Annotated in this window: 18 protein-coding genes; 11 read left to right on the forward strand and 7 right to left on the reverse strand. The window is 71.4% G+C overall.

Going from position 1 to position 18,572, the window contains the following annotated elements; all coding sequences use genetic code 11:
• Positions 1 to 209: 209 nt before the first annotated feature.
• The 3 genes from ABZW30_RS13465 to ABZW30_RS13475 all read left to right on the forward strand — a co-directional run bounded on the left by ABZW30_RS13465 (position 210) and on the right by ABZW30_RS13475 (position 2,862).
• The gene (locus ABZW30_RS13465; RefSeq protein WP_355671228.1) at positions 210 to 965 is read left to right on the forward strand and encodes a hypothetical protein; all 756 of its coding nucleotides are present in this window, start codon (positions 210 to 212) and stop codon (positions 963 to 965) included.
• 257 nt (positions 966 to 1,222) lie between these two features.
• The gene (locus tag ABZW30_RS13470; protein WP_355671229.1) at positions 1,223 to 1,438 is read left to right on the forward strand and encodes a hypothetical protein; all 216 of its coding nucleotides are present in this window, start codon (positions 1,223 to 1,225) and stop codon (positions 1,436 to 1,438) included.
• Between the two features lie 194 nt (positions 1,439 to 1,632).
• A complete protein-coding gene (locus tag ABZW30_RS13475; protein WP_355671230.1) occupies positions 1,633 to 2,862 on the forward strand; it encodes a hypothetical protein in 1,230 nt (409 codons plus the stop codon).
• A 678-nt stretch (positions 2,863 to 3,540) separates the two neighbouring features.
• On the opposite strand, the gene ABZW30_RS13480 is transcribed toward ABZW30_RS13475, so the two are convergent.
• The 3 genes from ABZW30_RS13480 to ABZW30_RS13490 all read right to left on the reverse strand — a co-directional run bounded on the left by ABZW30_RS13480 (position 3,541) and on the right by ABZW30_RS13490 (position 5,425).
• Positions 3,541 to 3,711 carry a hypothetical protein gene (locus tag ABZW30_RS13480; protein ID WP_355671231.1) on the reverse strand — a complete coding sequence of 57 codons (171 nt, stop codon included), beginning with the start codon at positions 3,709 to 3,711 and terminating at the stop codon, positions 3,541 to 3,543.
• Positions 3,712 to 4,420: 709 nt separating this feature from the next.
• Positions 4,421 to 4,678 carry a hypothetical protein gene (locus tag ABZW30_RS13485; RefSeq protein WP_355671232.1) on the reverse strand — a complete coding sequence of 86 codons (258 nt, stop codon included), beginning with the start codon at positions 4,676 to 4,678 and terminating at the stop codon, positions 4,421 to 4,423.
• Between the two features lie 252 nt (positions 4,679 to 4,930).
• Positions 4,931 to 5,425 (reverse strand): hypothetical protein, encoded by a 495-nt coding sequence (locus ABZW30_RS13490; protein WP_355671233.1) that lies wholly within the window; start codon positions 5,423 to 5,425, stop codon positions 4,931 to 4,933.
• A 548-nt stretch (positions 5,426 to 5,973) separates the two neighbouring features.
• Between ABZW30_RS13490 and ABZW30_RS13495 the strand changes: the two genes are divergently transcribed.
• The 4 genes from ABZW30_RS13495 to ABZW30_RS13510 all read left to right on the forward strand — a co-directional run bounded on the left by ABZW30_RS13495 (position 5,974) and on the right by ABZW30_RS13510 (position 11,512).
• Positions 5,974 to 7,161: a hypothetical protein gene (locus ABZW30_RS13495; RefSeq protein ID WP_355671234.1), complete on the forward strand. Its 1,188-nt coding sequence runs from the start codon at positions 5,974 to 5,976 to the stop codon at positions 7,159 to 7,161.
• Between the two features lie 518 nt (positions 7,162 to 7,679).
• A complete protein-coding gene (locus ABZW30_RS13500; RefSeq protein ID WP_355671235.1) occupies positions 7,680 to 8,918 on the forward strand; it encodes a hypothetical protein in 1,239 nt (412 codons plus the stop codon).
• Between the two features lie 444 nt (positions 8,919 to 9,362).
• Positions 9,363 to 10,172 carry a hypothetical protein gene (locus ABZW30_RS13505; protein WP_355671236.1) on the forward strand — a complete coding sequence of 270 codons (810 nt, stop codon included), beginning with the start codon at positions 9,363 to 9,365 and terminating at the stop codon, positions 10,170 to 10,172.
• Between the two features lie 443 nt (positions 10,173 to 10,615).
• Positions 10,616 to 11,512 (forward strand): carbon-nitrogen hydrolase family protein, encoded by an 897-nt coding sequence (locus ABZW30_RS13510; protein ID WP_355671237.1) that lies wholly within the window; start codon positions 10,616 to 10,618, stop codon positions 11,510 to 11,512.
• Positions 11,513 to 11,660: 148 nt separating this feature from the next.
• On the opposite strand, the gene ABZW30_RS13515 is transcribed toward ABZW30_RS13510, so the two are convergent.
• Both ABZW30_RS13515 and ABZW30_RS13520 read right to left on the reverse strand, forming a co-directional pair.
• Positions 11,661 to 11,915, reverse strand: coding sequence for a hypothetical protein (locus ABZW30_RS13515; protein ID WP_355671238.1), 255 nt, complete (start codon positions 11,913 to 11,915; stop codon positions 11,661 to 11,663).
• Between the two features lie 202 nt (positions 11,916 to 12,117).
• Positions 12,118 to 12,663: a hypothetical protein gene (locus ABZW30_RS13520; RefSeq protein ID WP_355671239.1), complete on the reverse strand. Its 546-nt coding sequence runs from the start codon at positions 12,661 to 12,663 to the stop codon at positions 12,118 to 12,120.
• A 617-nt stretch (positions 12,664 to 13,280) separates the two neighbouring features.
• Between ABZW30_RS13520 and ABZW30_RS13525 the strand changes: the two genes are divergently transcribed.
• From ABZW30_RS13525 to ABZW30_RS13540, 4 genes are all read left to right on the forward strand, one after another.
• Positions 13,281 to 13,610: a hypothetical protein gene (locus ABZW30_RS13525; protein WP_355671240.1), complete on the forward strand. Its 330-nt coding sequence runs from the start codon at positions 13,281 to 13,283 to the stop codon at positions 13,608 to 13,610.
• Complete coding sequence (locus ABZW30_RS13530) at positions 13,607 to 15,277, forward strand: alpha/beta hydrolase (protein ID WP_355671241.1); 1,671 nt, start codon at positions 13,607 to 13,609, stop codon at positions 15,275 to 15,277. The genes ABZW30_RS13525 and ABZW30_RS13530 overlap by 4 nt, the downstream gene beginning before the upstream one ends.
• Before the next feature lie 167 nt (positions 15,278 to 15,444).
• Complete coding sequence (locus ABZW30_RS13535; protein WP_355671242.1) at positions 15,445 to 15,897, forward strand: hypothetical protein; 453 nt, start codon at positions 15,445 to 15,447, stop codon at positions 15,895 to 15,897.
• A gap of 551 nt (positions 15,898 to 16,448) precedes the next feature.
• The gene (locus tag ABZW30_RS13540; RefSeq protein WP_355671243.1) at positions 16,449 to 16,646 is read left to right on the forward strand and encodes a hypothetical protein; all 198 of its coding nucleotides are present in this window, start codon (positions 16,449 to 16,451) and stop codon (positions 16,644 to 16,646) included.
• A gap of 29 nt (positions 16,647 to 16,675) precedes the next feature.
• Here the strand turns inward: ABZW30_RS13540 and ABZW30_RS13545 are convergent, their stop codons facing one another.
• Entirely contained in the window at positions 16,676 to 16,993 is a 318-nt protein-coding gene (locus tag ABZW30_RS13545; RefSeq protein WP_355671244.1) for a hypothetical protein, read from the reverse strand.
• 342 nt (positions 16,994 to 17,335) lie between these two features.
• On the reverse strand, positions 17,336 to 18,190 hold the full coding sequence (locus ABZW30_RS13550) for a replication-relaxation family protein (RefSeq protein WP_355671245.1): 855 nt from the start codon (positions 18,188 to 18,190) through the stop codon (positions 17,336 to 17,338).
• Positions 18,191 to 18,572 lie beyond the last annotated feature (382 nt).

Below are 18,572 nucleotides of genomic sequence, written 5' to 3' on the forward strand. Positions count from 1 at the left end.
CGTGGTGAAGTCAGGGCCGGCCCACCGCCCTGCAGCCGGGAGCCTTGACCGCGCGCGTCGACTCCCTGAGGTGCGGCTGGCAACCCGGGCGGCCCGTACGCCTTCGGCCAGGGCCGGCCCGTCCGCCCGATGCTGCTACCCGGGGGAATCATGCGGCTGCGGCGAGTGTTCAATGGCCCCGTCACGCACGCTGATCTGGAAGGACCCCCGTGGGCCGCAAGAAGCCGGGCAAGCCGCGCCGGGAGCGCACCGCAGCCGAGTACACCCTCCAGCAGCTCCAGCCGCCCGGCTACGACCGGTGGATGACGCCAGCCCCGGACCTCGACCCCGAGCGGGCCGCCGCCGACCCCGGCCTCTCCGCGCAGGCCCTCGGCCTGATGCGTCGTCTGGTCCGGCTGCGCCCCGTCTACGGGCCGAAGATCCCGGTGCAGGCCGTGTGGCTGGACGTGGCCCTCGACGGCGGCGCCCTGCGGCTGCGCCGCACGGACGGCAGCGTCGGGAACCTGCCCGCCGGTGAACTCGCGGCCATGCTCGGCGGTACGGCCGAGGCGGTGGACGTGCGGGGCACCGTCCACGAGCTCCACGCCAACGGCATGCTGCTGGTCGAACCGGACGGCGAGGACGACACCGTGCTGCGCGTGGTGGTCGGCAAGCCCGCCAAGCCCGGTGACCCGTGGCTGTTCGGCGGCGACATCGCCAGCGACCTGGTGCCCAAGGCGTGCATCCCCGGAGACCCGCGGACCCTGGGCGCCGACAGGTTCGCAGCCCTCGCCTACCTGCGCTCCCACCTGGCCGAGGGCACCGTCGGCACCGCCGAGGAGTATGCGACGTTCGAGGGCGTCGGCTCGGTCGAACGCGCCCAGGAGCTCTTCGACGCCGTCGCGGACCTGGTCGACGTCCGCGGCTGCCCGGCCTGCCCCACCGCGCATCTCTGCACCCGCGACCCCGAGACACAGCCGGTCTGACGCACCCCGGTAGTTACAAGCCCGTGGCCTGGGCGCAGCTCTGGCGGTCCGTTTTACGGCCGTAAAACGGACCGAGAAAGGTGGGGCATCCGGACTACTGGTCGGGTGCGCGTCCTTGGCGGCGGGCAAGGGGGCGTGGACGGCGCCGGCGGCCGCGAGCTGGCCGGGCTCTTGTTTGTTGGCCAGGGCCAAACCGCTATCACCGCTGGTAGCGGTTTGGCCTACCCGGTCCCGTCCGGGCTGCGAGACTGGTGATCATGACCGACCGCCGCAGGCTCTCCCTGCCCGCCTTCTCTGAGTCCGCCACCGACGCGCCCCTGCCCGCCCAGTCCGGCGGGCGCCGGCTGCTGCCGGTCGAGCAGGGTGCCGACTTCCGCCAGCCGCCCGGCGAGACCGTGGCCGGACCCGCCCCGGCCCGCCGCCGCCTCTCGCCCGGCGGGCTGACCTTCTCCGACCCGGACCGGCAGATCTGAGCGGCCCTGACTGTCCCGCCACAGGCCCCTGACCTGCGGCGGTTTCATAAATCGCCCCCCGGCTGAGGTCCTCCGGAACGGTCGTAGCGGTTCGCCTGCGCTCGGTGACCGCCGGGGGCTAGCGTGGAGCCGTCGGACGGACAATAGGCCGTGGTGGGAGGGGAACAAGGGTGGATTTCCCGAGCAGGGAGAGCTTGTCGGGTCTCAGCGCGGTGGAGTACGAGGTCATCGCCGTGTTCGACGACACGGTCGGGAGCCTGGTGCACGAGCTGGCGTCGGCGGAGGCGACGGGCGAGCGGCTGACCACGACGACGGAGGCCGCCGAGCGGCGCCTGGACGCGGCCGGCGGTGGTCTGCCGCTGCACTTCGAGGTGCTGTCGGGCGTCGCGGCCGAAGCGTTCACCTTCACTTCCCGCCTGGAGCGGATGCTGTGGCAGCAGGCCGCCGCCTACGCGGTGGTCGGCATGACGGTCCTGGACCGGGTCGTCGCCGGGCAGCCGCCGCTGTCGCTCGCAGAGCTGAAGCCGCTGTTCACGGAACCCACGCTCGGCGGCCTGATCGACCTGCTGCAGGTCGATGCCGAGAAGCGCTACGCCGCCCGCAACGCCACCGTACGGGCGCTGAACCAGGAGGAGCACACACAGCTGGTCCGCACCCTGAACAGCGTGCGCGCGGGGGCCGCGCACCGCGGCGTGGACCCGGACAGGGCGCTCGGTCTACCGCTGAGCGATCTGGACGACGACAAGCACGACCCGCCGTGGTCGAACCTCCTCAAGCCGATCGCGCGCCTCGCCCAACAGCTGCCCTACGAGATCAGCGCCGCCCTACAGGAGCAGCGCCCCACCCGCGTGCGGCGGTGGACGCGCGGCGACGTGACGAGCATGCGCAACATCCACCGATGCCCCGGCCGAGCCACCACCGTCGTCGAAGGACACCTGCCCGACACCGGCACCGACAGCGATCCCGACGACAGCCTCGCCCTGACCGTCCAGGTCTGCGCAGACCACACCCCACCACCCAAGGCCTGGTTCGCCGGCCTGACCATGCGTTCCAGCACCAAGGCCGTACTGACCTCCGCCTGCGGACTCGCCGTGGACTACCGCGAACCAGACCAGGCGCTGCGCGCCCACGCCGATCTGTGGCTCACCCCGCTGACCGGGCTGCACCTCGCCGACCACGACGGCTGGCCCGCCCTGCTGACCGCCGCCACCGAGCACCTGCGCACCGCGTACGACATCGAGACCGACGACCACTGGAACACGGTCGAGATGTTCCTCGACCAAGCCGCGAAGTTCTCCTCCGAAGGGGACTTCCTGCCGGCCCTGGCCGCGCTCGGCCACGCCGAGACCGCCACCGCCACCGCTCTCGCCCTCAAAGCCCAGCGGACACCCAGCGCGGCACCGGACGGCGCGTGCGACCGCTGATATGACACGGGGCACCGGCCGTGCCCGAGCCGTAGAACAGCCAGCGGCCGGTCAGGCACCTGGCATGTTCGCGGCCGAAAAATCGCAGGTCGCAGCCCTGTTCACCACCGACGCGCGCGTCTAGCATTCCCGGCACGGCAACCCCACCGTCCCCAAGACAGGGCTGCCGAGCAGAGTGGCCGCGCCCCCGCACGGCCGAAGCCTCCCCCGGCCGGGACCCGGACACCCCCCTTGCCCCCGCGGTCCCGGCCGGCTGCGCGCCGCCACTGAGCCTGGATCCGAACAGCTGGTACGGCGGACCGGTGTGAAGGCCGGGCGCGCGGCGCTCGGGTCCTCGCCCTGCGGCCGGGTCGGTGGGGGCTGTGGGGGCTGTGTCGTGCCCTGTGTGATGGCTGTGTTCCGCCGCGACATCTTGGGCAGGTATGTCCGTTTCGCCCTGTGGGGGCTGTGTTATAGGGGCCGTGTTCGCCCTGGTGGAGTGGCCTGCCTGTGTTTCCTGTGGGGGTTGTGTCGCCAGTCGGCCGGGCGACCGGGTGTCCTCTGACAGGTGATCTTGACCATTTGCCAAGTGATCTTGACGGCCTGCGGGCCCCTGCCGCTTGATCTCGACCTGGGGAAGGGTGGCCTCTGCAGCGGTCCTGGTGTCTGTGCGATGCGCGGGCAGGTACGGCGGTGCGGTCAGCGCCCGTACAGGGAGATCACGGTCTGCCCGAAGGGCACGGGCTGATAGGTGTGCGGCCGCTTGGAGCCCTCCGCGCGGTGGGCGTCCCAGCGGATCCGTGCGGTGGGCGGCAGGACGATCGGCACGATCCTGGTGTTGTTCTGGATCTGGGAAAGGGAGAGTCCCACGGAGACATAACCGTTGGGCTGGGCGATGGACTCGGGCTCCGGCTCAAACCCATACCGAAGGCGGGGTTCCACAGATGCGATGGGGAGCCAGGTGCCGCCGGCGTCGCGCACCTGGAGCCTGACGGTGAGCCGGGGCTGCGGTAAGCCGATGGGCGGCTGTAGAAAGTCCTGCGGGGGGGGGCGCCGACGACGACGGAGAGGAAGACCGCCTCCGCCGCGGTCAGGTCGATGGGCTCGGAGTGGCCGGTCCCGGCGAGCGTGACGCCAGCCGGGTTGTCGAGGTTGTTGGCCCAGATCAGTCGCGCGGGTTGGGGCACGGATCCCTCCAAGCGGTGGCGGGGTCGCGCGGCCCGCGCCGCCCCGGGGACACCATCTTCACGCGGGGCTGCTCGAATAGGGAAGCCGATAGCCGGGCACCGTTGCACGGCACGACTGCCGGCCCCGGTGGAGCAGGTTCACCTCCGAAAACACGTGGGACCTGCCTGTTGGATCAGGCAGTCAGACTCGCCCGGCAAACGGTCAAGATCACCTGTCAGAGGTCACCGGGTTCGCCGGGGCTGGGACGGGGCTGTCCCAGGCCTGTCCTACCCGTGTCTCAGGGGGTCCGGTTTCGACCGTTTCGCTAGGACAGTCCCAGGCCTCTTCCCTGGTGACGGTGTTCTGCGCGCGGGCTGGGACAGTGCTGGGACATCCGGCCCCGGTCGGCCGGCTACTGGTCGGGCGCGGCGTCCTCGATGGCGGTGAGCAGGCGGGCGTGGACGGCGCCAGCGGCTTCGCGGGTGGCCGGGTCCGGGTCTTCGAGATGCGGGGCGATCAGCTCGGCGGCCGCGGCGAGGACCGGCACCGGGACGGTCGCGGTGCGCAGGTGCAGGAGCTGGGCGGCCGCCTTCTCGCCGGGCGTGGCCTTGGCGCGGGCGTCGGGGATCAGGGCGCTGATGCCGCGGGGCAGAGGCTGGGTGCTGGTCACCCGGCTCATTCTCCCGGGTACGGGCGGTGGTGATCACCACGGTCGGTCGTCCGGCGGTCCGGTGGGCAGGGTGCCGTGGTGGTGGCGGGCTATGGCCTCGATCAGCGCCTGGCGGGCCTGGCGCCAGCGGCCGGTCCTGCGCCCACGGGGGCGGGGTGCGGGGCGCGCGGACGGTGTCGGCCAGGGCCCGGTCTGCGCCGGGGCCGAGTGCCCGCCGGGCCCGGCCGGGCCGGGCTCCGGTGCTGCTGGGGTTCACTGGCCGGGTTGGGCGGCGCGGCCAGCGGCGACCGCGTCGTCCATCACCTGGGCGAGGTGGGGCAGCTCGCGGTCGTATCGGGTGAGCGCGGTGCCCGGCATGGCCAGGGCGAGGGCGGCGACGGCGGCCAGGGCGATCCGCTCCCCGCCGGTGAGCTCGGGGACGGTCTCCAGGTTGGTCGCGCCGAGCAGCATGCTGCCGTCCAGGCGGTAGCGCAGTTCGGCGGTGAGGTCGGCGTCGTTGCCGGGGATGATCTCGCGGGTGCAGGTCTGCTCGATCGCCTCGGCGGTCAGCTCCAGCACCCGCCCGTGCATCTCGACTGGCTGTCGGCGGGCCAGCTCCCGCACCCAGGCCGCCGCTCGCTCACCCGCGGCGGCGGCCAGCTGCAGCCCGGCGCGCTCCTTATCGGTCAGCTCATCCCCGGGCGCTGGCTCGGGCCCGGCGTCGAGCGAGGAGGGGATCGGCAGCCAGGGCAGCGGGGAGGTCGTCACACCGGTGCAACCGCCCGCCGAACCGGACGGTCACGGGTGCAGCAAGGCTGCCCTTGCTGCACCCGGGCGTGCTGCTGTTCTCCGTGTAGCAAGGCGACCCTTGCTACACGCTGCTACTGCGACTGCGACAACCCGCGCAGCGGGGGCGCTGCGACTGCGACCGGCAGCGCAACCGCCGGCTGCGCAACCGACCGCCGGGCTGCGACGCTGCGCTGCGCGATGCAGCCACCCGCGCAGCGGCTGCGCATGGCCGGTGAGTTTGCTGCGCAGCGGGTGCGACGCAAACTCCCCGCCGCAGGTGGGAGGCGGTGCGAACGGGATCACACCCCGCCCCGCGCAGGCCCCGGACACGGCCCGTCGGCCCCGCTGCCGACGCCGGCGGAACTCGCCGCGCAGCAGCGGGCCGGTCGGCTGCGCATGCGCAGCACCGGTTGCGCAGCGCTGCGCAACCGGTGCTGCGCTGCTGCGACAGGCCGCCGCTGCCCGCCGGGGCGCAGCGTTACGCCCCGGGGAGAAAGGCGGCGCCGCGCCGGACTAGCATCCCGATCATGAGTTTCTCCCCGGGGCAAAAGGCGATGGCCGAGCCGATGCTGTTCGGCGCGCCGACCTGCACGGTCTGCGGCAAGGAGATGGAGCCGAGCAGTACTGGTCGCCCCCGGAAGTACTGTTCGAAGGCATGCTCCTCCCGGGCCGACCGGGCGCGCGAGCGCGAGCGCCAGGAGAAGGCGCTCACCGCGGCCGCCGAAAACCCCCGGGGTGAAACTCCGCCTCCCGCAGACTTGCCCGACGACGGCGAGGGCGCCGAGCTGCTGGAGCTCGGCGAGGCGCTGCGCCAGCACGACGCGCGCTTCCTCCTCCAGCTGGAGCGCGCGGAGCGCGAGGGCGACGGCGCCCTTGCCCGCCAAGCCCTGGCCGACCTCCTTCGCGCCGCCGACGGCCTGGCCGTGCGCCACCGCGAGCTCGCCGAGCGGATGCTCGCCGCCCACCCCACCCAGACCGTCGGCCCCGACCCGGCCACCCCGGAGCCCCTCGTTTCACCCCGGGGCGAAACGGCGCCCTTGTTCGGCGGCTCCCCGGTCATAGCCGGGCCGGTGCCGGCGGCTGCGTCTGTACCGGCTCCGGCGGCTGGCGGCACCGCCCTCGAGGCCCGGCCCGCGCCCGTTGCTCCCCGGGGCGAAACTCCCCCGCCGACAGGCCCTGCCCTGGGTCGGCCGCAGGCCGTTTCGGCGCCGGTTTCTCCCCGGGGGGAAACGGCGCCCACTGCGCGGCACGCCGCCTCGGCGCCCGTTGCGCCCCGGGGCGAAACCCCGCTCGGTGGCGAGCGGCTGCGCGAGCTCGTCGACCAGCGCCTCGCCCAGCAGCAGACCGCACCCCGGCCCGCACTCGCTGCGCCCACCCCGGCCGCGCCGAAGCCGCCTGCTGAGGTCCCGGTCCCGGCCGACCCGATGCACCGCCGCCTGCCCCCGAGTGACGTGCGCGTCGCCCTCGATGCGCGGCGGTTCGGCGACTGGTGGGCGCTGGCCGGCTGGACGGTCAACCCCGACGTCTACCTCGTGACGGGCGAGGGCCATCAGGTCGGCTGGGTCGAGCGTGGCCTGACCGGCATCGGCGACCGATGGGTGGCGGTGTACGAGGGCTACTTCATCGGCGACGTCCACACCCAGGAGGCGATGCTCCACGACACCCCGGAGCAGGCCGCCTTCACCGTCCACACCGCCTACCTGCAGAACCTCTGACGGACCGGCGGCCATGATCCCGGTCACGGACAAACCAGGAGGACAAGGGGCCTGACCGGGGCGAACCGGGCGGGACAACGTGCTGGTCAAGGGGCGGGACAAGGGGCGCGGTCAGACCGCGGACAAGGGGGTGCCGTGCAAGGTCGGCCGCGTCCGGGCACCCCGCCCGGGTGCCGGGGCCGGCCATCGTGCCCGCACCGGTCTCCTGCTGACGGAAGGCCACCTTGATGACCGCCACAACCCTCCCGGCGCCCGACCCCGGCGACGGCGACCAGGCCGCCGACCACCACCTCCCGCCCCACCAGGGCGAGGCCTCGCCCGGCCGGGACAAGGGGCCCCGCGCCACCTCCACCGGCACCTCCGTCCGCACCTCCACCGCCCCGCTCACGGGTGGGCCCGTTTCCGCAGGCCAGCAGCCCCGGGCAAGGGGTCGCGGCCGTGGCGACAACCCTTCTACCGCTGCTCCTGGAAGCCGGAGGCGTAAGCAGCGTGCGACGGGTTTGGCCCGGAGGAACGTCATGGTGGCGCTCGCCTTGTTTCAGCGCGCCACCGGCCGTGAGCTCTGGCATCTGGCCCTGCCCGGCCAGGCCTGCGACAAGGCGACCCGTGACGCGCTGCTCGACCTCGAGGACGCGGGCAAGGCGCGCCCGGACGGCTGGGCGAGGGGCCGCAAGCTCTGGTGCCTGACCAGGGCCGGCCACAAGGAGGCCGCCGGCTTCCTGCCGCCGGGCACGAAGCTGTCCACCGTCCGGGAGGGGGAGAGCGCCGGCTACGACGAGCACGCCCTGGACGTCGTCACCACCGCCGGACACCTCACCCGCGCCGGCCACGGATCGCCGCTCACCCTCACCACCGAGGTCCGCCACCCCGTGCCCGGCCGCCCCGCCCGCTACGCCGACCTCGTGCTGCGCGACCCCGGCGCGAGCGTGCCGGTGCTACTGGTCGAGGTCGACCGCGACAACGAGACGGTCGGCCAGCTCGTCGAGAAGCTCGCCTCCTACACCGCCTGGTGCGAGCTGATCGCCAAGGGCGCCGACAAGACCCGGGCGAAGGCGGCCCGGCACGACGGCGCCGCCGTCCACGACCACCGGCACTGGCGCACCGTCTACCCGCCGACCGGCCACGAGGGCTACCCGCCCGTCGCCCTGGTCCTCACCCCGGGCCGCAAACGCACCCGGCCCGGCACCAAGCCCCTCACCCCCGAGCAGCAGGCCGCGAAGGCTGAACGCGACCACCGGCGGCTGCTGCGCCGCCTCGACGAGGTGGAGGACGGCTCCGCCGCCTACTGGAGCCCGCGCCCGTACCCGTACGCGGGGGTGACGGCCGGCAACTACCACCAGGCGCTGCCCGTGGTCGCCACCACCCTGCAGCTGCTCGACGCCCACGGCGCCGACGCCCCGGTGTGGCGGCGCTTCGGCCGGACCGGCTGGCACACCCTCACCGCCGCGCTGGACAACCCGGACGGCGACCGGCTCCTCGCCGTCGAGCAAAAGGTCGCCGCCGCCGCCCGCCGCGCCCGCGAGCAGGCCGAGCGAGAGGCGAGCCGCCCGGCCTGCACCGGCTGCGAGGCGAAGCTCACCGACGCGGAGTGGAACCGGGCGCGCTGGGGCGAGCGGCTGTGCACGGCCTGCCAGCAGGAGGAGTCCGACCGGAAGCGGGCCGAGCGGGCTGCCGCCGAGGCCGAAGCCGCGGCCGCCGAGGCGGCCAGGGCGAAGAACGCCGGCTCCTGGTGGCGCCGCTCCGGCCGGCGGCCGTAGCCGCAACACGAGGTGCGACACGCCGCAACGTGCCAGCTTGCCTGGCCGCCGCGTTGCACCGCTGACCTGCAAAAACTCCCGGCGATCCGGGCCGGGAGGAGTGCGTTGCACCCCGTGTTGCACCTGGCCCGGCCACTGTGACCTGCACTGGGGAGTTTGACCGGCGGGTGACCTGTGACAGCGAAGTCGGGACAGTTGTCACCGAAGTTGGGAAGCGCACCGGTTCGTGACAGCGAACATGGGAGGTCGCGGGTCAGCGCTGCTTCGCTCTCCCGTGCTCGACATTGCGCAAGAACAGCCGGGTGCGGCGAGCCGCCGCACCCGCGACATCCTTTCCGAACCCCCGAGCACGGCCCGCTTGCCCGATGTAGCGTCAAGGGCAGTCGCCAGCGCCTGGAGCGCCGGCAGGAGCCGGTCCCAGAGGCCGGAGTCAGGAGTACTGCCATGCCTGTTTCGTCGAGGCCGGACCCGCGTCCGGTGGTGTACGCGGTCCGGGACCGGGACAACCGCATCGTCTACATCGGCCGCGGCCGGAACGAGGACCGCCCGCAGAGCCACGCAGCCGACACCCACAACACCGGGCTCGCCGCCATCCTGGACACCCCCGGCTACACGATCGACGTCGCCGAGATGCCCGACCACGCCACCGCCGTCGTGGTGGAGAGCATGCTGATCGACGTCCTGTCCGCCGGTGCGAAGGCGAAGCTCGTCAACGCCCGCCGGGAGAAGTGGCGCTTCACCCCGCTCGGTACACCTCCCGAGTACGCCGACCGCTTCGCCCTGGAGCCGCTGACCGTCGCCGACCTCGGACGAAGCCTGGGCGGAGTTCTGATCGTGTTTCACAGCTCCAAGCCGTACCGGGACCTGGACCGACCGCAGGCCGACGCCGGCGGAACCGACCCGGCCGTGCTGGCCGAGAACACCATCCGCTGGTGGCAGCTCGGCCCCTGGGTCCGGCAGTGGGCCGCCAACCCGCAGACCGCGCCTCGCGCCGTGGTCGCGGTCAAGGGCCCCACCGCCCGCCGCTACATCCGCGCCGCCATCGCCGCCGACCCCGTCGGCTGGCCCACCGCCACCCGCGACGGCGCGTTCTACCAGATCCCCGCCATCCGCGGCGGCGACGTGTGGACCCACGACGACCTCGACCACGCCCAACTGCGCGGCCGGCTCGTCCACGACGTCCGGTTCAGCAACCGCGCCCAGGACCTGGTCATCTGGGTCGACCCCACCGGTACCGAGCACCGCCAGCCCTGACCTGCCACAGCACTGGTTGGCTGCCCGCTACGGCGCCGCGGCGGGCAACCAACCCCCCTCGGCTGCGGCCGCCGGCGAGGCCGCCGCCGGCCTGGGGCAAGAGCAGGGCTCGACCTGCGCCGTCCCATGTTCGCTGTCACGAACTGCCCTGCTTCCCATCTTCGGTGTCAATCGTCCCAACTTCGCTGTCACAGGTCAGCGGGCTGGTGAGTTTCGCCCCGGGGTGGTGGTGAGTTTTGCCCGCCTGGGCGGCCACCCGCCGGTGAGTTTCGGGCGCTGCCCGGTGAGTTTCGGGTGTTGGTACAGGCCAGCGGCCGGTGAGAACGTCTGCCCCGGTCCCGCTCACTGGGCGCGGTTGACCCTGCCGCGGTCAGGGACACGTGCGGGTGAGGTTCCCGGCGAGGGCCGGGTGAGGGACCGGCGCGCGCCGGTACGGTCGCGGGATGGTCGGGACGTTGCGGTTGGCGGTGGCGCAGAGCACGGTGCCGGAGGATCCCGGGGACGGGGCGGCGATTCGGGCGGCGGGTGAGGAGGTCCGGGCGCTGATGCGGGAGGCCGCCGGGGCGGGGGCGCGGCTGGTGCAGTTTCCGGAGGGCGCTCTCGTCTACCCGCACAAGCGGGTGGTGGCGACCGGCCCCGACGGAACCGGGGTGCCGGCGGACTGGACCGGCGCCGCGTGGGACGTCCTGCGCGAGGAGGCGCAGCGGATCGCGGCCCTGGCCGGGGAACTGGGCCTGTGGACGGTCTTCGGATCACTCCACCCGCTCACACCGCCGAGGCGTCCGCACAACAGCCTCTATGTCCTCTCCGACCACGGGGACCTGGTCGCCCGCTACGACAAGCGGTTCCTGTCGAACACCGAGCTGTCCTACCTCTACACCCCCGGCCGGCCCGAGCCGACGGTGTTCGACGTGGACGGCGTCCGCTTCGGCCTGGCCATCTGCATCGAAGCGAACTTCCCCACCCTGTTCGCCGAGTACGAACGCCTCAACGTCGACTGCGTCCTGCTGTCCGTCATGGTCGACGACCCCGCCCGCGCCACCGTCGCCCAGGCCTACGGCACCCTCTACAACTACTGGCTCGGCTACGCCGTCCCCGCCCAGTACGCCGCCAACGTCCCCTCCGGCATCGTCGCCCCAGGCGGGCGCTGGCTCACCCGAGCCCCGGCCGACAACCGGCCCGCCCTCGCACTCACCGACCTCGACCTCCACCCGACCGACCCGGACATCGACATCGCGCTGCGCTACGCCCGGCCCTGGCGGCGGCTGGCCCGCGCCGGCCTCTACACCGACCATCTCGCCGACGGTGACCCCAGGAGCCAGAGCCGCACCGCATTCTGACACCGAAGTAGCCCGTCCCGGGGACTGGTGGAAACGCCCGGGGGCTGGTGAGTCTCCGCGTCCGTGGCCCGCCCGGGTCCGGTGAGAGGCCTGGGCGCCCGGACGTGGCCGTCGGCGGCCGTCGGCCCTCGAGCGGCGCGGACCTTGGCTACGCAGCCGCTGCCGTGGCCGGCTGGTCGTCGATGTGCTGGAGCCGGCTGCGGGCGGTGACCCGGTCCTCGCCGGACAGCTTGGCCCAGTACTCGTCAGCCCACACCGCGTGACAGGCCTGCCGCTCGGCTTCCTCCAGACGGGCGGACTCGGCCAGCTGCTCCTCGCTCAGCCCCCGTCGGGCGGCCTCCAGAACGCCGCCCCACAACGGCAGCGTGGCCAGGAAGGCACGGCGCTCGGCCTGCACAGCCATCAGCGCCCGCTGCGTGTTCTTCAGCTCATCGGTGTACTCGCCTTCTTGGAAGGGTATCCGGGCGTCGACCTGCGGTCCGGCCGAGAGGATTCGGGCCGACCTGGAACCAGGGCTTCGGCGTAGTCGGATGGCGTCCGGTTTGTGATCACCAGAGGGCCGAGGAGTGCAGCTCTGACAGCCGAACGCGGGGCGGAGAGTCCGGTCAGCCCGAGAGCGGTTGGGCGACTGAGACAGTGACCCGGTCACCGAAGCGGCCGCGCAGGTCTGCCTGGGCGCTGGCCAGATTTCCGCTGACGCTGACCTCCACCATCCCGCGGGTGAAGCTCACCGCCGATCCGTCGCCCACCATGACGATGCTGTAGTCGCTCGTGTGTCCTATCAGTGCTACGACCCGGTTGCGGGTGGCGGCCAGCTCGCTGATCGAGCGCGGCGCGTCGCGCAGGTCCACGCGCACGCCCAGACCCAGGTGGGCGAGGGCGGCGTCGAAGCCGCCACCGCCCGGCTTCCGGTAGACGATGACGCGACCGTCCGGAACGTCCACCATCAGGCCCGTGAAGACATCCTGGTAGGAGCCGCCGAGGCGTGAGACCGCGTCCGCGGCCGTGTCCAGCTGCTGCTGGTCCGGTCGGCCCGAGCTCGGCGCAGGGCTTGCGGCGACGGCGGACGCGGTGGCACTTGTCGGAACGGGAGCGGACGGCACGACATTGGTCTGTCCAGCGCAGGCTGCGCAAGCCAGCAGAGCGGTCAAGGCCAGGGTGACAGCGGTCAGGTGTATCGGCGTTGGGGTACGGGGCATCGATCCAGCCTCACTTCATCGGCGACGGCTGGTGATCGTACGCGGGCGCGAAGCGGCGGGCGTAAAGAAGGCAGGCACGGCTTCCAAGATCATGGAGTCCTACCTTTCAAGCGTGGGATTCCGCTGGTCATTCGTAAGATCGGTGGGCCCAGGGGCTCTGGGTATGGCTGTCATGGAGGAGCCGATCGGATGGTTCAGAGAACATGGCCGCCCGGAGCCCCGCGACGACTCGACCGCCAATTGGGATGTGCGACTTGATCGCTCTGTAGGACTACGTCGGCGAGGTCGGCATGCAGCAGGCCGCGCTTCTGGAGGCCTTGTATGCCACCTAGACCGGGTGGGCTGTCCGATGACGGGTTCGGTACGGGGTTCGGTACAGCGGACGGTGCCGACCCCCGTCGAACCGCGGAGGACACAGGCCGGCGTAGTCGCAGAAGCGGCGAATAGCCTTGTTTCGCTGGAAGCGAGACTAATCGTCTGATTTCGGATGAGTATCTGTACGGATAGAGATCGGTCGATCACCGAAATAGGATCCCTGCTGACCGAAGGTTTGTCGGGAGGGGAAAGCAGTGGGCGATCTCAAGGTTGACCCGGGAGAGATCTACAAGTCCGCAGGTGTGGCGCGGGCCATCGGCGAGGACTTTGCGAAGCCTTGTCAGGCAGTCGTTACTGCCAGTCAGACGGCTGTCAGTCAGCTGACGGGTTGGTCGGTGGCCGCGCGGCTCGGCCAGGTGGCGGGTGGCTGGGCGCCCGTGCTGTCTGGCGTCGGCGACCGTCTCAAGAAGACGGCCGACAACCTCACCGCCACGGCGCAGGCCTACACGAACAACGAGCACGCCAACGTCGAGGTCTGGCACAAGCAGAAGATCGGCGAGGCATGGGAGAAGCCGGGCCAATGAGCAACGACTTCGAGCTGCTGCTCAGCTTCGACCCGACCGGGCTGCATGACGCTGCCAAGGCGTGGCGCGCGTTGTCCAACGGGGCCCAGTCCGCCGACAACAGGCATCGCAACCAGGTCAACGGACCGCTGCGACACTCGAATTGGGAAGGGGAGGACGCGAAACTGGCGTTCACCACCTTGGGCCGGACCGAGCAGATCCTGGAGATTGTGCATGTCGAGTCCGCTGCTGTCGCACTCACCCTGGACACCGTCGCCAACCGGATCTCCCAGGCACAGACCAACCTGAAGAACGCCGTGCACCGCGCTGAGGAGTGGGGCCTGACCGTCGGCTCCGACGGGATAGTGAATCTGCCGCCGCTGAGCAAGGGCGAGCAGAACGACCCCGATGCCAGATCCGACCCCGAACGCAAGGCGCTGGCCACCCTGCGGGGAGACGCGCAGGACCGGATCAACAAAGCGTTGGCCGATGCGAAGGAGGCGAACGACCAGGGGGACCGTGCCCTCGGCCGCCTCGATGCCGACATCCTGACCCGGCCGCGGGTGTTCGGCTCCACAGCCGAGACCGCCACCGATGTGAAGGACGTGGCGAAGGACCTCGGCCTCGCTGATCCATATGTCCCTGACAACAAGGACCCGCAGAAGTCTGCCGACTGGTGGAAGTCGCTGACCCCTGAGCAGCAGAGCAGCTACCTCGCGCTCTACCCGGACAAGGTCGGAGGACTGGACGGCCTGCCTGCAACGGTCCGGGACGAGGCGAACCGGCTGGCCCTCGACCAGGAGTTGGACGGGTTGCAGGCCGGCAACGCGCGCGGAAGCGGCATGACGGCCGACGAGTACAACACCCGCGAGCAAAATCTGATGAAGCTCAAGGAGCAGCTCGACCAGCACGACAGCGCAGCCGAGGACAAGCAGTTGTTCCTGCTCGGGTTCGATGCCAAGGCCTACAACGGCGACGGTAAGACAGTCATCGCCATGGGGAACCCCGACACCGCCGACCACACCGCCGTCCTGGTGCCGGGGACGGGAACAACGATCGACAGCACGCACGGGAACCTCGCACGTGTCAACGACATGCAGGAGGCCGCGAAGCAGGCGTCGAAGGGGACGAATCAGAAGGTGTCGGTGATCTATTGGCTCGGATACGACACCCCCGAGATCCCGGTCGTGCAAGCGCCGAACCTCTCCGTCGGCTGGACGGCCCGGGCCGAGGACGGCGCCGAGGCCTTGCGCCAGTTCACCCAGGGCACCCGGGTCGCCCAGGGCGACCACCACAGTCACCTCTCGGTCTTCAGCCACAGCTACGGGACGACGCTCGTCGGCGCGGCCGCCGCCGGTGGGAACGGACTGGGCGCCGACGACATCGTCGCCATCGCGAGTCCCGGAATGACCGTCCAGCGCGCCGACCAGCTCCACATCGACCCAAGCCACTTCTGGACCGGCAGAGCGGCAGACGACTCGATCGAATATGCCGCGGGACTCACTCTCGGCGACGACCCGATGATCGACCGGTTCGGAGGGAACAACTTCCTGGTCGATACATCCGGGCACAGCGGGTACTGGGACGGCGGCGAGAGCCTTGCCAACCAGGGGCGCATCATTGTCAACGCGCAGCCGACCACGGTTCCCAAGGTGCACACCAACGCACCGTCTGTCCGTGACCATTAGAACCGGGCCGTCCACGGCCTGGCTGTACCGGTCCTCACCCTGTCTCGGCCGCAAGGAATTTCACTGTGCCGTTCCCCCTTCCACGACTCGCCGCACGCCGTGTCGGAGCCCGACGTCTGGGCGCTGCCGCGATAGCGCTCTGCTTGCCCCTGATCCTTGGAGGATGCATGTCCACGCCCGGTCCCAACGAGCCTCTCCCGGTCAAGGCCCGCCAGGATGCCCAGGACTGGGCCAAACACATGACCGAGTACATGGCGCAGACCGCTGGAGTCACGCTCGACACCGGCAGCGCCGAGCCGTTCTTCAACGACTGTGTCGGCAAACACGACGAGGTTGCCAATGACGGCCGGTACAAGATGTCGTACGCGGTCTACAGCTCCGCCCCACTCGAACAGCACCCCGAAGTTGTCCGCAAGGTCCGCACAATGCTCGAACAACAGGGCTTCAAAATCGACGGCTACCGGGAGGCTGCCAACGGCAAGGTGGACACAGTCCTCGACGCATCCCAGACATCGAGCCGATACCTGGTCACCGTCCAGACCACAACCGGAGGACTTCTTCTCTTCCGAGTCAACACCCCGTGCCTGATACCCCCCACAACAACAGCGACTCCTCACTGACATCACCTCGTTCTGGCGGCGCCGACCGGCGGTCAACCGCGGACCCCGGCTGCCCACGTCTGCATCTGGTGGCGCGCCGCCGTCGGCGACCAGCGACGTGAGAATGGCCGCCGCTGGTCCGTTCGGGTGGCGGTCAGGTTCGGCGGGACGGCGGGGTGGGCAGAGCCTGCGGCATGACGACACCCCAGGCCAGGCGCCCCGCCGGCGGAGCCGTTCGGCCGCACCCGCCATCCCCGCCCCCGTTTCTCCGGTCCGCGCGACCAGACCGCTGGCCCGGCCCGGCGGCGGGTGCTGCCGGACCTGGTCCAGCGAACGCCTCACCCCGGGCGGGGCCGTCGTCCGCACGACCTGGCACGAGCCCGTGTGCCTGACCTGGACCCGGCGGTGACCATCAGCGCGGTGACCGTGCGCCGATCCGTGGTCGGCCCGACACGGGCTCGCAATTCCCGAGCTGATTCGTGTGGGTGGCCCGGCCTCAGTGCGGACGAGGACCTTCCGTATGCGGTCCGGCAGTTCTAGGGTGATCGGACGACTTCACGGGAGGGCTTCACATGGCGAGGACGATTGTCGACGCCTTCTTGTTCGACTCCAGCTGGGGCGGGGACGAGCCGGAGCCACAGCAGCCCCGGACTTCGGCACACCCCAGGCATCCCTTCGACGGGCAGCAGCTGGCCAAGATCCTCCGGGAGAACCTCGGCGGCGAGCTGACCATCATCGTGGACGCGAAGGGCAAACTCCGCCTGCGGTAGCCCCGGCCGCCGTGCGACGTGGGCCTTCGCTACGCAACTGCTGCCGTGGCCGGCTGGTCGTCGATGTGCTGGAGCCGGCTGCGGGCGGTGACCCGGTCCTCGCCGGACAGCTTGGCCCAGTACTCGTCAGCCCACACCGCGTGGGAGGCCTGCCGCTCGACTTCCTCCAGCCGGGAGGACTCGGCCCGCTGCTCCTCGCTCAGCCCCTGCCGGGCGGCCTCCAGATCGCCGCCCCACGACGGTAGCGTGGCCAGGAAGGCACGGCGCTCGGCCTGCACGGCCATCAGCGCCCGCTGCGCGTCCTTCAGCTCGTCGGTGTACTCGAAGGTCTTCTGCTCTTTGCCCACGGCAGGGAATCGTACGTGCGACCGGATCCGCACCGGGCCGCGCCCCGCCGATACCTGATGCCCGCCCCGGCTTCGTGGTCCTCCCGCCAGGAGCGGGCCGTCAACCTTGATGCCCGCCCCAGGGCTCGTGTCCATTCCTTGATGGTCTCCCCGGGGCTCGGCCGCCCACCTTGATGGTCCTCCCGAGGTGGGGCTCCATACCTTGATGGGCCGCCAAGGTATGGAGTGGATGCCTTGGCGGCCTGGTCACGGTTGGATAACGTCACAGCTCAAAGCACTTGGTGAGGGCGGGTCGGGCACCTTGATGCCCGACCCGCCCTCGTTTCTGCTCCTGCCGGACCTCTACAGCTGCGCCCAGCCGCACGGCCGCCGGCCCGGGTCGCCGAGCGGGTGCCAGACGGGGGCAGCCGGGCCGCGCTGGATGAGGTCCTCGATGCGGGCGGCGCCGGCCGGGACGGCGGTGAGCAGCTCGGCGGTGGCCGGCTGTTCTTCGGCGGCGAGCCGCAGGTCCGCCACGGCCGAGCGCGCCGAGGCGGCGGTGGTGCCGATCAGGACCACCAGCAGCCGCGGGAAGGTCCGCCAGCGCCGCTCCCACGCCCGCCCCGTCCCGCCGGGGCCCGGCTGCTCCCACAACCGGGCGCAGGCCGCCAGCTGCGCCGCGCAGTGCTCGGCGCCGACGCCGGGGCGGTGGAGCTCGACGAACACCCGCAGCCGCAGCCGGCTGTCATCGGAGTTCGCGGTGTACGCGAGCTCGGCGGCGGGCCGGTACATGTCCCCGTCCGGGCCCGCTCGGTGCTCGGGAGCGGGGACCAGGTCGAGCGGCCCACAGCTCTCCCCGCGCTGGCGGGCCTCGGTGACGAAGGCGATGTGCACGCGGCCGAGGTCGAGCAGATGACTGCGCCCGTACCGCAGGGCGGTCGGCTCGGCGGCCGCTGGGCCGTCGGGTCGGCGGGCTTCAGGGAAGGTCGCGGTGACAGCCGCGCCCTGGCCGGTGAGGTGCCAGGCCTTCGCACGGCCGGCCTGCGGCAGTGTGACGAACTCCGCCAGGCCCTCGGCGTGGAGGCGGGCCAGGCGCTTCTGGGTCTGCTTGAGGCCGGCCTGCCCGCCGTGCAGCTGGTGGAGCTGCTCGGCGGTGGCCAGCGTGAAGCGGGCGAGTGTCACCAGGACGTCGTGGTCGGTCTCCAGATCCCCGTTCACGAAAGCGCTCCTCCGGGTTTCGTGCACGGGTTCGTCCCGTGCTTGGGGAATGAAACCCCGCGAAACTCACCGGATTTCTTGATACCAATGGGTCCTTTTCATAACGATTCTGTAACTCCCGCTACCAAGGTATCCCGCGTTCTAACCGGTTTTCTCACCGGTCCGTTAACCGGTCCGTTATCCGGTCCTCGCCAACGTTGGCGACCGGCCCTACTGGTGCTGCTCTGACCTGCGTTGATAAGTCATCAAGGTGTTGGTGAGTTTCCTTGATGGCCCATCAAGGAAACTCACCAAAACCGAAACGGAGACCGTGCGGGGGGGGGGGCGGGGGTGGTTGGCCCAGGCGGGGGACCAACCCGAACCCCCACCGGGCCGGGCGGGG

It is taken from the genome of Kitasatospora sp. NPDC004669, assembly GCF_040609455.1.
Taxonomy (GTDB): Bacteria; Actinomycetota; Actinomycetes; order Streptomycetales; family Streptomycetaceae; genus Kitasatospora.

Bases quoted from the DNA above. Each gene is read 5' to 3' on its own strand.
- ABZW30_RS13535 (WP_355671242.1), top strand. From the start codon at position 15,445: ATGTCCACGCCCGGTCCCAACGAGCCTCTCCCGGTCAAGGCCCGCCAG.
- ABZW30_RS13540 (WP_355671243.1), top strand. From the start codon at position 16,449: ATGGCGAGGACGATTGTCGACGCCTTCTTGTTCGACTCCAGCTGGGGC.
- ABZW30_RS13495 (WP_355671234.1), top strand. From the start codon at position 5,974: ATGAGTTTCTCCCCGGGGCAAAAGGCGATGGCCGAGCCGATGCTGTTC.
- ABZW30_RS13530 (WP_355671241.1), top strand. From the start codon at position 13,607: ATGAGCAACGACTTCGAGCTGCTGCTCAGCTTCGACCCGACCGGGCTG.
- ABZW30_RS13510 (WP_355671237.1), top strand. From the start codon at position 10,616: ATGGTCGGGACGTTGCGGTTGGCGGTGGCGCAGAGCACGGTGCCGGAG.
- ABZW30_RS13500 (WP_355671235.1), top strand. From the start codon at position 7,680: ATGGTGGCGCTCGCCTTGTTTCAGCGCGCCACCGGCCGTGAGCTCTGG.
- ABZW30_RS13515 (WP_355671238.1), bottom strand. From the start codon at position 11,915: ATGGCTGTGCAGGCCGAGCGCCGTGCCTTCCTGGCCACGCTGCCGTTG.
- ABZW30_RS13470 (WP_355671229.1), top strand. From the start codon at position 1,223: ATGACCGACCGCCGCAGGCTCTCCCTGCCCGCCTTCTCTGAGTCCGCC.
- ABZW30_RS13505 (WP_355671236.1), top strand. From the start codon at position 9,363: ATGCCTGTTTCGTCGAGGCCGGACCCGCGTCCGGTGGTGTACGCGGTC.